This is a genomic window from Actinophytocola sp., assembly GCF_045807065.1.
Lineage (GTDB): Bacteria > Actinomycetota > Actinomycetes > Mycobacteriales > Pseudonocardiaceae > Actinophytocola.
This window is the reverse complement of the sequence record NZ_JBJMIE010000644.1, coordinates 1-13,622: the sequence shown is the minus strand read 5'-3', so window position 1 is coordinate 13,622 and position 13,622 is coordinate 1. Positions and strand designations below refer to the sequence as shown.

The window sequence follows — 13,622 nt, the reverse complement described above, 5'->3', positions numbered from 1 at the left end:
TTCAACCAATTTCTGAACCCCGCGAGAGGTCAGGCCAGTGGGCGGTGGTCCCGGCCGCGGGCGACCGGGACCACCGCCGGCTACCGCACCCGGTACGCGCGGATGACCGTCTCGGTCACCGCGTTGCCCGCCGCGTCCACCGCCGTGGCGCGGAGGCTCGCGAACCCGGTGCCGCCGGGCACGCTCACCTTCCACCGGTCGCCGTCCCGGGCGGTCGGCGCCGGCTGCCAGGTCGTGCCGTCGTCGAAGGAGTACTCCACGGACAGCTGCCGGACCGCAGGGTGAACCGCGCCCTCCTGGTGGACCGCCGACACGTACCCGGTCAGGCCCGTGGCCGGCGCCGCGTTGTTGCCGTCCAGCGGCAGGTCCCACCGGACGTCCAGCAGCGGCAACGCGGTCCGCCTCCGCTCCGATGTGGTCGCGAACGTCCACTCCGCACTCGTGCGCACCGACAGCGGCCACTCCGGTCGGGTCTTGGCCGCCTCACTGACCAGTGTGTACCGGCCGGCGCCCGGCGGGACGTCGAACACACCGCGGCCGGGGACGTCGTTGCGGCCGATCTCGTCGCCGGCACCGGACATCAGCACGGTGCTGCCGGTGTTCGTCTCGTCGGTGAACGTGTACGTCGCCGGGTCCGCGCTGCCGAACATGGGCACCTCGAACGTCAGCTTGTCACCCTGCCGGTACGCCCAGGGCAACGGCTTCCCCGTCTGCGCGTCCGGGTTGAGCCGCGCCAGCTCCGGGCCCAACGGCGCGCAGTACAGGCACAGCGTCCGCTGCTCCCCCGCCTTCACGGTGATCGGCGACGTGATCTCGTACCCGCTCGGCGCGGACGTGTCCGGGTCGAACCCGACCGAGGTGTAGCCGGACCACGTGAACTCCGGCGAGTAGTAGTCGGTCCGCCGCTGCGGCCACCGCGCGCGCACGTCGAAACCGGCACGCAGGACGTCCGACCGGGCCGTCATGGTGACCCACCGGAAGTCGTCGGTCGTCAGCAGCGAGGTGAAGCTGGTGTCGACCCGGCCCATCTCGGCCTTCTCGAACCGGAACGCGTACCCGTCCGGCACGCGGCCGCGGACGATGCCGGCGGCGAAGTACGCGTACGGGCTGTCCCGCCTGCCGTCCACCCGCACGTCGACCGGCCCCTTCGCGAGGTCGGCCCGCATCCGGTCGATGTCGGCGCGGCTGTACACCTGCACGACCGGCAGGACGCTGAGGTCGCTGACGTAGTTGAACGACAGCACGAGCCGGGCGCCGTGGTCCCTGAGCACCCGGACCCGCCTGGCCAGCTCCTCGTCCCCGGGCGAGTCGGCGGTGGCCAGCAGCGGCACCTTGCCGCGCAGGTCACCGGGGTCGCCGCTGCCGTCGCCGACGTCCACGAGCGAGCCGGTCACGCTGCCGACCCAGCCCGCCCTGGACTGCTCGATGGCGTCGGCCAGCTCGTACCCGTCGGGTCCGAGCACCTTCACGGTCGTCCACGGCCGCTGCCACTGGCTCACGTGTCCGAAGGCGACGCCCGGGATCGGCGGGCTGCCCAGCGCGTACAGCGGGACGGTCGGGCCGCCGCCGAGGAGCACGCCGACGCCGGACCGCCCGTCCTGACCATCCACTGTGGACACCACGCCGGTGCCGCCGGCGGAGACGCTCGGCCGCGCGGTCGGCTCGTCCACCGACACCGTGACCGGCTTCGCGTTCGCCGCGGCGACGGTGACCTCGGTGTCCTCGTCGACGTCCCGGGCCGGCAGGGCGAACGTGGTCACCGCGTCCATGTCCCAGCCGCCGTCCAGCACCTGGCCGATGACCCGGTAGGGACCGGCGGGCACGGACGGCGCGAACACCCCTTTCTCCACGATGGACTCGTACACCGCGCCGGTCGTCTCGTTCTGCACGGCCACGTCGGCCACCGCGGGGTGGCCCTGCCGGTCGGTGAGCCGGACCGTGAGGGTGTGCGTCTCGCCCGCGAGGGTGACGGACACGGGCGTGGTCAGCTGGACGTCGGCCGCGGTCGCGGCCCCAGTCACGTCCCCGGTCGCGGTCGCGGTGATCGTGCCGACGAACTGGCCCGCCTGCCCCGCGCCGGGGGCGACCCGCAGCGACAGCTCGGCCTTCCCCCTGGCGGGGATGGTCACCTTGTCGCGGCTGAGCGAGAACAGCCCGGCGGGCGCGGGCGAGCCGTTGCGGTAGCTCAGATCCGCGGCAGCGGCGAGCGTGACCGGCTGGCCGCCGTCGTTGTGGTAGACCACGCGGGCCTCGGTCGTCTTCGCTCCGTCGAGGGTGATGGCCGCGGGTTCCACGCGCGTCTGCTGCCGCACCGCGCGGGCGACGTCCACGAGCCCGGCGCCCTGGCCGAACGGGTTCACGTCGTCGATGGGCGAGGCGCTGCCGACCAGCGCGGCCTTGATCGTCTCCCCGCGCCAGTCCGGGTGCTCCCCGGCCACGATCGCCGCCGCGCCGGTCACGTGCGGCGTGGCCATGGAGGTGCCGGAGAGCTTGGCGTAGTAGGCGTTGACGGACTCGGAGGCGAGCGTGCCGGCGGCCCTGGCGGCCACGATGTCCGAGCCCGGCCCGGCGATCTCGGGCTTCATCCCGTTGTCGCCCGCCCGCGGCCCGCGGCTGGAGAACTGGCTCAGCTCGCCCGACTTGGTCACGCTCGCGACCGTGAGCGCGTCGTCCGCGGCGGCGGGCGTGCCGATGGTCCGGTCCGCGCCCGAGTTCCCGGCGGCCACGACGAACAGCGTGCCGGAGGACTCGCTGATCTGGTTGAGCGCCGTGGACATCGGGTCGGTGCCGTCGCCGACGGAGCCGCCCAGGCTCATGTTGACCACGCGGGCGCCCTGTTCGGCCGCCCACTGCATGCCGGCGATGATGCTCGACTCGGCACCGGAGCCGCGCGTGTCCAGCACCTTGCCGACCAGCAGCCGCGCCCCGGGCGCCATGCCCTTGTAGCGGCCGCCCGACGCGGCCCCGCTGCCGACGATGGTGGAGGCGACGTGGGTGCCGTGCCCGTTGTGGTCGACGGTGTCGGGGTCGCGGGAGAAGTTGGCGGCGACGTCGACCTTGCCGGCGAGGTCGGGGTGCGTGGCGTCGATGCCGGTGTCGAGCACGGCGACCTTGACCCCGTCCGCGCGGTAGCCGGCCTGCCAGGCCTGCGGCGCCCCGGTCATGGGCACGCTCTGGTCGAGCGAGGCCTGGACCTTGCCGTCGAGCCAGACCCTGGCGCCGCCGGCCTGGTCGAAGAAGTCGGCGGCCCTGGCCTTCGGCACGGACATGCCGAGCATGTCCACCCGGCCGAGGTCACGGGTCACGGTCCCGGCGGTGGGCACCGCCGCCCGCTCCCCCCGCGGCGCGGACACGATCACCGGCACGGACGGCGTGTGCTGGTCGTCGTAACCCTGCTGGACCAGGCCGGTGACGTCGAACAGCCGCTCGTCGAGGCGGCCCTCGGCGAGCGCCCTGGCGGCGTCCATCGGGATGACGTAGTCGTGGCCGTCCCTGGTGTTCTGCCAGTACCGCACCGCTCTTCGGCCGGGGGCCATCGCGACCGAGAGGACCCGGTCCCCGCGCACGGTGACGCGGTCCCCGGTGATCAGCGTGACGGTACCGACGGCACCGACGTCGGCGGTGCCGCCGACCGGTGCCGCGTCCGCCGGACCGGCACCGGCCACCGCCGGCACCGGGGGCAGGACGAGCACCGCCGCGACGGCGAGCAGAGCGAAACGAGGCCTGCGCAAGGCGCCCCCAACTTTCCGTGGTTGAGAGTTGACCTTGTATTACACGGGGTGGCCCCAGGGAAAGTTGCACCGCCGTAGAGCGGTGAAAATTCACCGGACCCCGCTACCTCGCGATGCCGGGTAGCTCCTCGTTCAGCCGTCGGAGGCCGTCGGCGATCTCCTGGCATTCCGGGCAGCCGTCGACGTGTGCGGCGACGCGCCGCATCTTCTGGCTGGTGAACCGGCCCCGGACCCAGCCGGCCAGCTCGCACACCAGGCCGCGGCAGCCGTCGCGCACCTCCGCCGGGACGTGCTGGTCCAGGTACGCCTGCCGCAGCCCCTCGCGGGCCCGGTACGCCAGCGCCGCGACGCCGTTCGGGGTCATGCCGAGCGACTTCGCCACCGCCGCCGGCGTCTCCTCCTCGATCTCGGTGCGCCACAGCACCAACCGCCAGCGCTCCGGCAGGCTCGCGAACGCCTCGGCCGCGAGCGCGGCGTGCAGCCGGTCGCCCACCACGGCCTCCGGGCTCGTGCTCCGCTCGACCTCCGGCACCTCGGCCACCACCGACACGGCGCCGTCGCGGCGACGCCAGCTGATCATCACGTTGCGCATCGTCGTGATCAGGTACGCGCGGAACTCGTCGTCCGGGCCGCCGCCGGCACGCAGCACACGCAGCAGCCGCACGAACGCCTCGGCGACCAGGTCCTCCCGCTCGGCGGCGGTCGCCGTCAGCCCACCCGCCGCCCGCCGGGCGGCACCGAGGTGGCGCTTGTAGAGCAGGCCGTACGCCGCGAGGTCGCCATGGCGCACCGCCCCGGTCAACTCCGCGTCGGTCGTCCTGGCCACCGCACTCGCGTCCGCCGCCACGTCGGGCATGGACACCTCCCCAGTACGTGCATCTGCACGTGCACCATCCTTCATAACGCACAACCAACGAGTGACGGTTCAGTAGGTTGCTACCGCAACTTTCTGTTTTTCCCCGCTGACCTGTTCGCCGCAGGCGGCTCCGCCGAACGGCCCGTTACCGGCCGTCACGGTCCAGGGCGCGCGCCACCTCGACGGCGCCGTCGACGCACGCGTCGAGGTCCAGCGCCACCGGCCAGCCGGTGTAGAGGATCCGCAACTCCCGTTCCTCGACCGCCACGAGCGCCACGCCCACCGCCAGGTCGGCCGGCGTGCCGGCGACCGGCGCGGCGACGCGCCTGCGAAACCGCCACCGCGCCTGGACCGGCGCGTGCGCGTGGCGCAGCCGGACGAACATCGTGGTGTGCCGCGAGGTGGCGCCCTCGCCGTGGGGCTCGGCGGAGCAGGAGACACCGACCTCGAAGCCGTCCCGGCGACCGACGGCGAGGATGGCACCGGTGAAACGCGGGCTGGCGGGCAGCGTCCAGTTCCCGCCGAACGCGGCCGGGTCGGTCCCGCTCCGGCCGTCGTTGTGCCCGGCCCAGACCGCCACCGCCACGGCGGCCTCCTGCCACAGCCGCGTGTCCCGCCGTCGGTTCCCGGCCGCCAGGAACGCGATCGCGCCGCCGGCGGCGGCCGAGACGGCGACGGCCGACACGAGGATCACGGGCGCCATCCGCGTGAGCAGGCCGACGACGAGGACGGTCAGCGCGCAGCCGCCGACGAGCAGCCCGCCCGCCGCCGCGCCGCCGATCGCACGCCTGGGCCACGCCCGCATGACCGCACCTCGGAACAGGGAGCACCCATTCTGACAGCCGAAGCGGGGACGCGGAATCACCTGAGCGGAGTGCGGATCCGCCCCGGACGGTTCGGTCGTCACGGCAGCGTGAGCGCGGACGCCACGGAAGGGTGGTAACGATCTCATTCGAGGGGTAAGCCCGGGAGGCTGCCTCATCGAGGAGGATCACGTTGAGAAACCACTTCACTCTCGTCGGGTCGCGGGTGCTCGCCGCCGCGCTGCTGGCCGTCGCGGTGGCGCCTGCGGCCGGCGCGAACACCGTGCCGTACCTCGACCCGCGCGTGCCCGTCGAGAAGCGCGTGCACGACCTGTTGGGCCGCATGACGCTCGAGGAGAAGGTCGGCCAGATGACGCAGGCCGAACGCGCCGCGGTCACCGCCGACCCGAGCCAGATCACCACCCTCGCCCTGGGCTCGCTGCTCTCCGGCGGCGGCTCGACCCCGGCCGACAACACCCCGACCGGCTGGGCGGACATGGTCGACTCCTTCCAGTCCCGGGCGCTCGCGACCCGTCTGCACATCCCCCTGCTGTACGGCGTCGACTCCGTCCACGGTCACGGCAACCTGGTCGGCGCCACGATCTTCCCGCACAACCTGGCCATGGGTGCCACCCGCGACCCGGCGCTGGTGCGCGACGAGGAGCACATCACCGCCACCGAGACCCGCGCCACCGGCCCGCAGTGGGTGTTCGCCCCCTGCGTGTGCGTGGTCCGCGACGACCGCTGGGGCCGCACGTACGAGAGCTTCGGCGAGGACCCGGACCTCGTCGTGCGCATGGAGACCGCGATCGACGGCTTCCAGGGTGACGACCTGTCCCGCCCCGACCGCGTGCTGGCGACCGCGAAGCACTACGCCGGCGACGGCGACACCAGCTACGGCACGTCCACCAGCGGCACCTACACGACCGACCAGGGCGTCACGATCACCGACTGGCGCCACTTCGCGCGGGTCGACCTCGCCCCGTACGTGCCCGCCGTCCGCCGCCACCACGTCGGCACGGTCATGCCGTCCTTCTCCAGCGTGCAGTTCCCGGGGAGCGCCCCGGTGAAGATGCACGCCAACAAGCAGCTGCTGACCGACGTGCTCAAGCAGAAGATCGGCTTCGACGGGTTCCTGATCAGCGACTGGGAGGGGATCCACCAGCTCCCCGGCGACTACCCCACCCAGGTGCGGACCGCCGTGAACGCCGGCATCGACATGTTCATGGAGCCCAACACGGCACCCCAGTTCGTCCAGACGCTGCTGGCCGAGGTCCGGGCGGGCCGGGTGCCGGTGAGCCGCGTGGACGACGCGGTGAGCCGGATCCTGCGCGCCAAGTTCTCGCTCGGCCTGTTCGAGCACCCGTACACCAACCGCACGAACATCTCCACGATCGGCTCCCCCGCCCACCGCGCGGTGGCCCGCCGGGCCGTGGCGGAGTCGCAGGTGCTGCTGAAGAACACCGGCCGAGCCCTGCCGCTGAAGCGCGACCAGCGGATCTACGTGGCCGGCGTCAACGCGAACGACCTGGGCAACCAGGCCGGCGGGTGGACCGTCACCTGGCAGGGCCAGTCGGGCAACGGCCACTTCCCGGGAACCACGATCCTGGCGGGCATCCAGTCCTACGCCCCGCACGTGACCTACAGCGCCGACGCGTCCGCCCCGACCTCCGGGTACGACGTGGGCGTGGTCGTGGTCGGCGAGACCCCGTACGCCGAGGGCGTCGGCGACGTGGGCAACGGCCACACGCTCAACCTGTCCGCCCCCGACCGGGCGAACGTCACCCGCGTGTGCTCGGCGATCAGGACGTGCGTGGTCCTCGACGTGGCCGGGCGACCCCAGATCGTCACCGATCTGCTGTCCACTATGGACGCCTTCGTGATGTCCTGGCTCCCCGGCAGCGAAGGCACCGGCGTGGCCGACGTGCTGTTCGGCAGGCACCCGTTCACCGGCAGGCTCCCGGTGAGCTGGCCCCGCGCCGAGAACCAGGAACCGGTCAACATCGGCGACCGCCCCTACGACCCGCTGTTCCCGTACGGCTACGGCCTGACCCGCTAGAACAGGGTGGGCTGAGCCGGCTCCGCTACCCGCCCCCGGCGACCGTGCAACGCGAACCTGTCTTCGACGGACTCGTCGGGGGCCGGCAGCCCGTACTCGGCGATGAGCGGGAGGATCCGCTCGCGCAGGGTGTCGCGGTACTCCCGGGTCCCGCCCTTCCCGTAGAGCCGCGTGTACTCCTCGACCAGTGCCGGGTGCGCGCGGCGCAGCCACGTGAAGAACACCTCCCGCACCCCGTTCGACAGGTACAGCGGCGTGTACAGCACACTGGTCGCCCCGGCACGCGTGACCGCGGCCAGCAACGCCCTGAGCTGTTCCGGGCCGTCGTTGAGGTGCGGCAGGACGGGCGACAGGAACACCGTGCACGCGAGCCCCGCGTCCCGGATCTCCCGCACGGTGGCCAGGCGCGCGGCGCTGGTGGCCGTCCCGAACTCGACGGACTCCCGCAGTTCCTCGTCCAGCATCGAGATCGACAGCCCCAGGTGCACGGTCGTCACCCGGCTGGCGGCGACGAGCCGGTCGAGGTCGCGGCGGATCAGCGGGCTCTTGGTCAGGATCGAGAACGGGACCCGGGCGCCGGCGAGCGCGTCGATGATGCCGGGCATCAGCTGGTAACGCCCCTCGGCGCGCTGGTAGACGTCGGTGCTGGTGCCGAACGCGACCCGGGGCGGCAGCACCCGCCTGCGCGCCAGCTCGGCACGCAGCACCGCCACGATGTTGGTCTTGACCACGATCTCGCGGTCGAAGTCCCCGGCCACGTTCAGGCCGAGCCGGGTGTGGGTGGGCCGGGCGAAGCAGTACTGGCAGGCGTGCGCACAGCCGCGGTAGGGGTTGATGGTCCACTCGCCGGGCAGCATCCGCGCGTCCTGCGGCACGTGGTTGAGCGCGCTCTTCGCCAGCACCTCGTGGCAGGTGACGTCCCGGAACTCGGGCGTGCGCACGCTGCGCACGAACCCGGACATCCTCGCGAGCCCCGGCAGGGTCCCGTCGTCGACCCGGTCCACCCGCTGCCCGTCCCACCGCAAGGTCATGTCCTCGATCCTGCCCGCGGCGGGAGCCGGTTTCCGGCCAGATCCGGCCACGGTGCGGGCCCGCTGCCAAGATGGGGGCATGAGCATCGTGAAGATCAACGCGCTGACCGTGCCCGAGGAGATGCGCGAGACCCTCGAACAGCGGTTCGCCTCCCGCGCCGGCATGGTGGAGGGCTCCGACGGCTTCGAGTGGTTCGAGCTGCTGCGCCCGCTCGGCGGCACCGACCAGTACCTCGTCTACACCCGCTGGCGCAGCGAGGAGGACTTCGAGAGCTGGATGAGGAACTCGATGGAGAACGCCCACCGCGCCGGCGGGCGCCCGGCGGCGGCCGACTCGCAGGCGTGGACGTTCGAGGTCATCCAGCAGGCCGCGCCCAAGACGGACTGAGCAGGCCGCCCAGGCCACGGTGGAGCCGGTTTTCACCAGCTGGGCTCTGGGTAATACGGACGAATGGAGGAACCGGACCCGGCTCTGCTGCACACGCTCACGAAGGTGGTGAACACCCTCGCCGCCGCGGGTATCGACTTCGCGGTGGCCGGCGGGTTCGCGGTGTACGCCAGGGGCGGCCCGCCGTCGGACCACGACGTGGACGTGTTCGTCCGCGAGGAGGACGCGCCGGCCGCGCAGCAGGCGTTGCTCGCCGAGGGGATGCGGGCGCACGAGCCGCCGGAGGACTGGCTCACCAAGGTCTACGACGGTGACGTGCTGGTCGACATCATCTTCCGGCCGAACCAGCGCACGAACATGGACGAGCTGCTCGCGCGGGCGGAGCCGATGCGGATCGCGGCCGCGTACGCGCCGGTGGTCACCGGAACCGACCTCATGGTCGACAAGCTGCTGGTGCTCGGCCCGCACCGCTGCGACTTCACCCCGCTCCTGGCGATCGCCCGTGACCTGCGGGAACAGGTCGACTGGGGGCAGGTCGCGGCCGAGACCGCCGGGTCGCCGTACGCGAAGGCGTTCCTGGTGCTCGTCGAGGAGCTGTCGGTGGCCGAGGTCGAGAGGAGCGTGCCATGACCGCCGACGAGAGCCCGCAGTACCGCGTCGCGCACCTGCGCCGTGCGCTGGCCGAGGACCCGCGCACCACGGAGATGGGCGTGCGGGTCAACGTGCGGGGCGACCAGGTCCACCTCTCCGGCGAGGTCGCCACCGAGGAGCGCCGCGTCGAGCTGGAGCGGGTGCTCGGCGAGGTGGCGCCGGAGCTGACCGTGAACAACGACGTGCGGGTGGTCGACATCCGCGAGCCGGGACGACGGGAGGAGCTGCGGTGATCCGGATCGCCGCCGTCGGCGACGTGCACCTCGGCGAGGACGCGCGCGGGCTGCTGCGCCCCGCGCTGGAGAACCTGCCGGAACACGCGGACGTGCTGCTGCTGGCCGGCGACCTGACCCGGCACGGCACCCTCGACGAGGCCCGGGTGGTCGCCGACGAGTTCGCCGACCTGGCGGTGCCGGTGGTCGCGGTCCTCGGCAACCACGACTATCACGGCAACGTCCCGGACGACATCACCAAGCTGTTGGAGGACAGCGGGATGCGCGTCCTGGAGGGCGACGCCGTGACCCTGTCGCTGGACGGCGGCACCCTGGGCGTCGCGGGCGTGAAGGGCTTCGGCGGCGGCTTCGCGGGCAAGTGCGCGAGCAACTTCGGCGAACCGGAGATGAAGGCGTTCGTCGAGCACACCATCGAGCGCGCCGAGCGGCTGCGGGAGGCGCTGGCGAGCCTGGACACGGACGTGAAGGTCGCGCTCACCCACTACTCCCCCATCCCCGAGACGCTGCGGGGCGAGCCGCCGGAGATCTACCCGTTCCTGGGCTGCTACCAGCTCGGCGAGGTGATCGACGCGTGCGACGTGGACATCGCGCTCCACGGCCACGCCCACTTCGGCTGCGAGCAGGGCGTGACCCCGGGCGGGACCCGGGTGCGCAACGTGGCCCAGCCGGTCATCCGCAGTGCGTACGCGTGCTACTGCCTCGACCCCGTGACGGCCGGGTGACGGTTGGACAGCGCATTCGCGACGCGCCGGGTGCCAGGGTTGATCCATCCGATGGCACCTCGAGAAGAAGCGGCGGATGGCTGTTCCCGCACGATCACGCGGTCCACGACCGCCCGAACCAGCCGCCTGGCCGGCGGTGGTACCGCGCCCGCCCGCCCGGCGCGGCGCGACGGCCCCGGGGTCCGCGGACGTCGTCCGTGCCAGGACCCTGGTGGGCAACGCGGCCGTCACCGCCGCGATGGCGGGTCCGCCGGAGCGTGCCCGGCCGAGCGGCTGGACCGCGGGGCTGCTCCTGGCCGGGCAGGAACTGGTCGGCAACCAGGCCGTCGCCAACCAGGCCCTGACGCGTCCGCCCGGTGCGCCCGCACCCGTGCCTGTGCCGCGCGGCAAGCCCGTGCCCCAGGTCCCGGCGGGACCCAGGGCGGCCGCACCGCCCGCGGCCACGGCCGACCACGAGGGGCAGCAGGACAAGACGGTCGAGCGCCCCGACAGGGACGCGAAGAAGGACAAGGCCGCCGGCCCGCGCTCGCCGGGCGCCGACCCGAAGTTCCGGGCGCTGAAGAAGGACGTCACCGCCAAGGAGAAGGCGATCGCCGCGAGCCACCCGCCGGCCGCGGCCGAGGCGGGCGCCGCGCAGGCCGCGGCGACGCTGCCCGCCGACGACCGCGAGGCCCGCGGCAAGGCGGCCCACGCCGAGGACATGGACGCCGCCCAGCCCAAGGAGTTCGACAAGCAGGCGTTCGTCGACGCCGTGCGCAGGGCCGTCGCCGACAAGGCCCCCAAGAACCTCGACGAGGCGGACAAGTTCGGCGAGTCCGGGAAGGCCGAGGAAGTCAAGGCGGAGGTCCAGGACAAGGTCGGCGCCGGGAAGGACGCCTCGGCCAAGGAGATCGCGAGCACGACCGCGGCGGTCCCGCAGCCGGCGCCGGACGCCAAGCCGGTCGTGCCGCTGACCCCGGACAAGGTCCCCGGCAAGCCCGCCACACCCAACCCCGGCCAGGCCGCACCCGACCCGCTGCCGGCGTCCGCCACGGACATGTCGGCCGGTCCGGCCAAGGTCGACCAGCAGCTGTCCGACGCGCAGGTCACCGAGAAGCAGCTGTCGTTCGACAACTCGCGGGAACCGGGCTTCGACAAGGCGGTCCGCGAGAAGAAGACCATGGAGGCGCACTCGACGGCCGCGCCGAAGCAGCTGCGTGCGGGCGAGTCCCGTGAGCTGAACGGGGTCCGGGCCACCGCCGCGACCCACGGCGCGGCGGCCATGGCGGGCATCCACGCCACCCGCGTGTCGACCGGCAAGCGGGTGGGGACCGGCAAGACCGGCGCCAAAGGCAGGGACGAGGACAGGCGCAAGCAGGTCACCGACCTGCTGCAGACCGTCTTCGACCAGACCAGGGGCGACGTCGAGAAGATCCTGACCGACCTCGACGAGAAGGTGGACGACCAGTTCACCGCCGGCGAGAAGCGCGCGCGGGACCGGTTCACCCACGAGCACGAGGAGGGGATGCGCCGGTACAAGGACGAGCGGTACGGCGGCTGGACCGGCTGGCTGAAGTGGACCAGGGACCTCTTCGCGGGCCTGCCGGAGGAGGCCAACCGCATCTACGAACGCGCCCGCGACAACTACCTGGCGGCGATGAACCAGCTCATCACCGACATCGCCGGCACGGTCGAGCGGGAGCTGCGCCGCGCCAAGGACCGCATCGCCACGGGCCGCAAGGACCTGAAGGCCGCGGTGGACGGTCTCCCCGCCGACCTGAGGATGATAGGCCGCGAGGCGGCCGCGGACTTCGCGGGCAGGTTCGACGAGCTGAAGGACACGGTCGGCGACAAGGCCACCGAGCTGGTCGACGCCCTGGCCACCAGGTACACCGACGCGGTCAAGTCCGTCGACGACGAGATCGCGGCCGAGAAGGAGAAGAACAAGGGCCTGGTCGACAAGGCGATGGACGCGGTCGGCGGCGCCATCACGGCGATCATCGAGCTGGGCCGCATGCTGATGGGCGTCCTCCGCAAGGCCGTCTCGGCAATCGGCGCGATCCTGAAGGACCCCATCGGCTTCCTGGGCAACCTGGTCACCGGCGTCGGCGGCGGGCTGAGGCTGTTCATGCGCAACGCGGGCCACCACCTCGAACAGGGGGTGCTCGCGTGGCTGCTGGGCACGGGTGCCACCGCCGGCCTGCAACTCCCCACGAGCTTCGACGTCCTCGGCATCCTGCTGATGCTCGCCGCGCTCCTGGGCCTGTCCTGGGCGAACATCCGGGCTCGGCTCGTGCGCAAGGTCCCCAACCAGGCGGTCACCGCCGCGGAGACCGCCGTGCCGCTGGTGGCGGAGGTCAAGAAGCGTGGCGTGGCCGGCATGTGGTCCGACCTGCGGTCCCGCGTCGGCGACCTGCGCAAGGAGCTGATCGGCAACCTCGTCTCGTTCCTGCTGCCGACGATCGTCATCGCGGGCATCACCTGGATCGTGTCGCTGTTCAACCCGGCGTCGGCGTTCATCCGCGCCTGCAAGATGATCATCGACATCATCCGGTTCATCGTGACCAACGGCCGCCAGATCATCGAGTTCGTCAACACCGTCCTGGACGCCGTGATCGCGATAGCACGCGGCGGGACCGGTGGCGTGCCGGCGTTGGTGGAACGCGCGCTGGCTCGCTCGATCCCGGTGCTCATCGGCGCCCTGGCCGCCCTCCTGGGCATCGGCGGCATCGCGGGCAAGGTCAAGCAGATCTTCCAGAAGCTCGCCCGCCCGGTGAACCGCGCCGTCGACTGGGTCGTCGCCAAGATCGCCGGCCTGGTCAGGAAGCTCTGGGCCAAGCTCAAGGGCGCGCTGGACAAGCGGAAACGGCGCAGGGACAGGCCCGGCGACAGGGACCAGAAGGACGTCGACCGCATCCTCACCGCCGCCCTGCGTGACGCACGCGCACTGGTGCGGGCACGCCAGCCCGTCGACAAGATCAGGGCGCGGCTGCCGGCGATCCGCCGCAAGCACAGGCTGACCTCGCTCGTCGTGGTGGTGGAACGCGTCCAGGGCACGCGCGAGATCATCCACTTCGTCGCGAAGGTCAACCCGGAGAAGCAAAGTCCGGCGGAGGGCACGCCACTGACCAAGGAGGAGGTCAGGCAGGACTACGGCATCCTGATCAGG

The 13,622-nt window shown here is 72.5% G+C and carries 10 protein-coding genes; 6 read left to right on the top strand and 4 right to left on the bottom strand.

What is annotated here, in order from left to right; genetic code table 11:
• Positions 1–80: 80 nt before the first annotated feature.
• The 3 genes from ACJ73U_RS37645 to ACJ73U_RS37635 all read right to left on the bottom strand — a co-directional run bounded on the left by ACJ73U_RS37645 (position 81) and on the right by ACJ73U_RS37635 (position 5,392).
• Positions 81–3,731, bottom strand: a complete 3,651-nt coding sequence (locus ACJ73U_RS37645) for a S8 family serine peptidase (protein WP_407782542.1) — start codon at positions 3,729–3,731, stop codon at positions 81–83.
• Between the two features lie 103 nt (positions 3,732–3,834).
• Positions 3,835–4,587 carry a sigma-70 family RNA polymerase sigma factor gene (locus tag ACJ73U_RS37640; protein ID WP_407782541.1) on the bottom strand — a complete coding sequence of 251 codons (753 nt, stop codon included), beginning with the start codon at positions 4,585–4,587 and terminating at the stop codon, positions 3,835–3,837.
• Positions 4,588–4,732: 145 nt separating this feature from the next.
• Positions 4,733–5,392 (bottom strand): hypothetical protein, encoded by a 660-nt coding sequence (locus tag ACJ73U_RS37635; protein WP_407782540.1) that lies wholly within the window; start codon positions 5,390–5,392, stop codon positions 4,733–4,735.
• Between the two features lie 224 nt (positions 5,393–5,616).
• Between ACJ73U_RS37635 and ACJ73U_RS37630 the strand changes: the two genes are divergently transcribed.
• The gene (locus tag ACJ73U_RS37630) at positions 5,617–7,449 is read left to right on the top strand and encodes a glycoside hydrolase family 3 protein (protein WP_407782543.1); all 1,833 of its coding nucleotides are present in this window, start codon (positions 5,617–5,619) and stop codon (positions 7,447–7,449) included.
• Here the strand turns inward: ACJ73U_RS37630 and ACJ73U_RS37625 are convergent.
• Positions 7,446–8,480 carry a radical SAM protein gene (locus ACJ73U_RS37625; protein ID WP_407782539.1) on the bottom strand — a complete coding sequence of 345 codons (1,035 nt, stop codon included), beginning with the start codon at positions 8,478–8,480 and terminating at the stop codon, positions 7,446–7,448. The two genes, ACJ73U_RS37630 and ACJ73U_RS37625, sit on opposite strands and share 4 nt — an antisense overlap.
• A gap of 79 nt (positions 8,481–8,559) precedes the next feature.
• Between ACJ73U_RS37625 and ACJ73U_RS37620 the strand changes: the two genes are divergently transcribed.
• The 5 genes from ACJ73U_RS37620 to ACJ73U_RS37600 form a co-directional block, all read left to right on the top strand.
• Positions 8,560–8,868, top strand: a complete 309-nt coding sequence (locus ACJ73U_RS37620; RefSeq protein WP_407782538.1) for an antibiotic biosynthesis monooxygenase family protein — start codon at positions 8,560–8,562, stop codon at positions 8,866–8,868.
• Between the two features lie 63 nt (positions 8,869–8,931).
• Complete coding sequence (locus ACJ73U_RS37615; protein ID WP_407782537.1) at positions 8,932–9,498, top strand: nucleotidyltransferase family protein; 567 nt, start codon at positions 8,932–8,934, stop codon at positions 9,496–9,498.
• The gene (locus ACJ73U_RS37610; protein ID WP_407782536.1) at positions 9,495–9,752 is read left to right on the top strand and encodes a BON domain-containing protein; all 258 of its coding nucleotides are present in this window, start codon (positions 9,495–9,497) and stop codon (positions 9,750–9,752) included. Before ACJ73U_RS37615 ends, ACJ73U_RS37610 begins: the two co-directional genes overlap by 4 nt.
• Positions 9,749–10,474 (top strand): metallophosphoesterase, encoded by a 726-nt coding sequence (locus ACJ73U_RS37605; protein ID WP_407782535.1) that lies wholly within the window; start codon positions 9,749–9,751, stop codon positions 10,472–10,474. Before ACJ73U_RS37610 ends, ACJ73U_RS37605 begins: the two co-directional genes overlap by 4 nt.
• A 76-nt stretch (positions 10,475–10,550) precedes the next feature.
• The coding region (locus ACJ73U_RS37600; protein ID WP_407782534.1) for a hypothetical protein at positions 10,551–13,622 on the top strand (3,072 nt) is incomplete at its 3' end.

Excerpts from the sequence above, each read along its gene's own strand:
- ACJ73U_RS37640 (WP_407782541.1), bottom strand. The coding sequence starts at position 4,587 with ATGCCCGACGTGGCGGCGGACGCGAGTGCGGTGGCCAGGACGACCGAC.
- ACJ73U_RS37635 (WP_407782540.1), bottom strand. The coding sequence starts at position 5,392 with ATGCGGGCGTGGCCCAGGCGTGCGATCGGCGGCGCGGCGGCGGGCGGG.
- ACJ73U_RS37625 (WP_407782539.1), bottom strand. The coding sequence starts at position 8,480 with ATGACCTTGCGGTGGGACGGGCAGCGGGTGGACCGGGTCGACGACGGG.
- ACJ73U_RS37620 (WP_407782538.1), top strand. The coding sequence starts at position 8,560 with ATGAGCATCGTGAAGATCAACGCGCTGACCGTGCCCGAGGAGATGCGC.
- ACJ73U_RS37615 (WP_407782537.1), top strand. The coding sequence starts at position 8,932 with ATGGAGGAACCGGACCCGGCTCTGCTGCACACGCTCACGAAGGTGGTG.
- ACJ73U_RS37610 (WP_407782536.1), top strand. The coding sequence starts at position 9,495 with ATGACCGCCGACGAGAGCCCGCAGTACCGCGTCGCGCACCTGCGCCGT.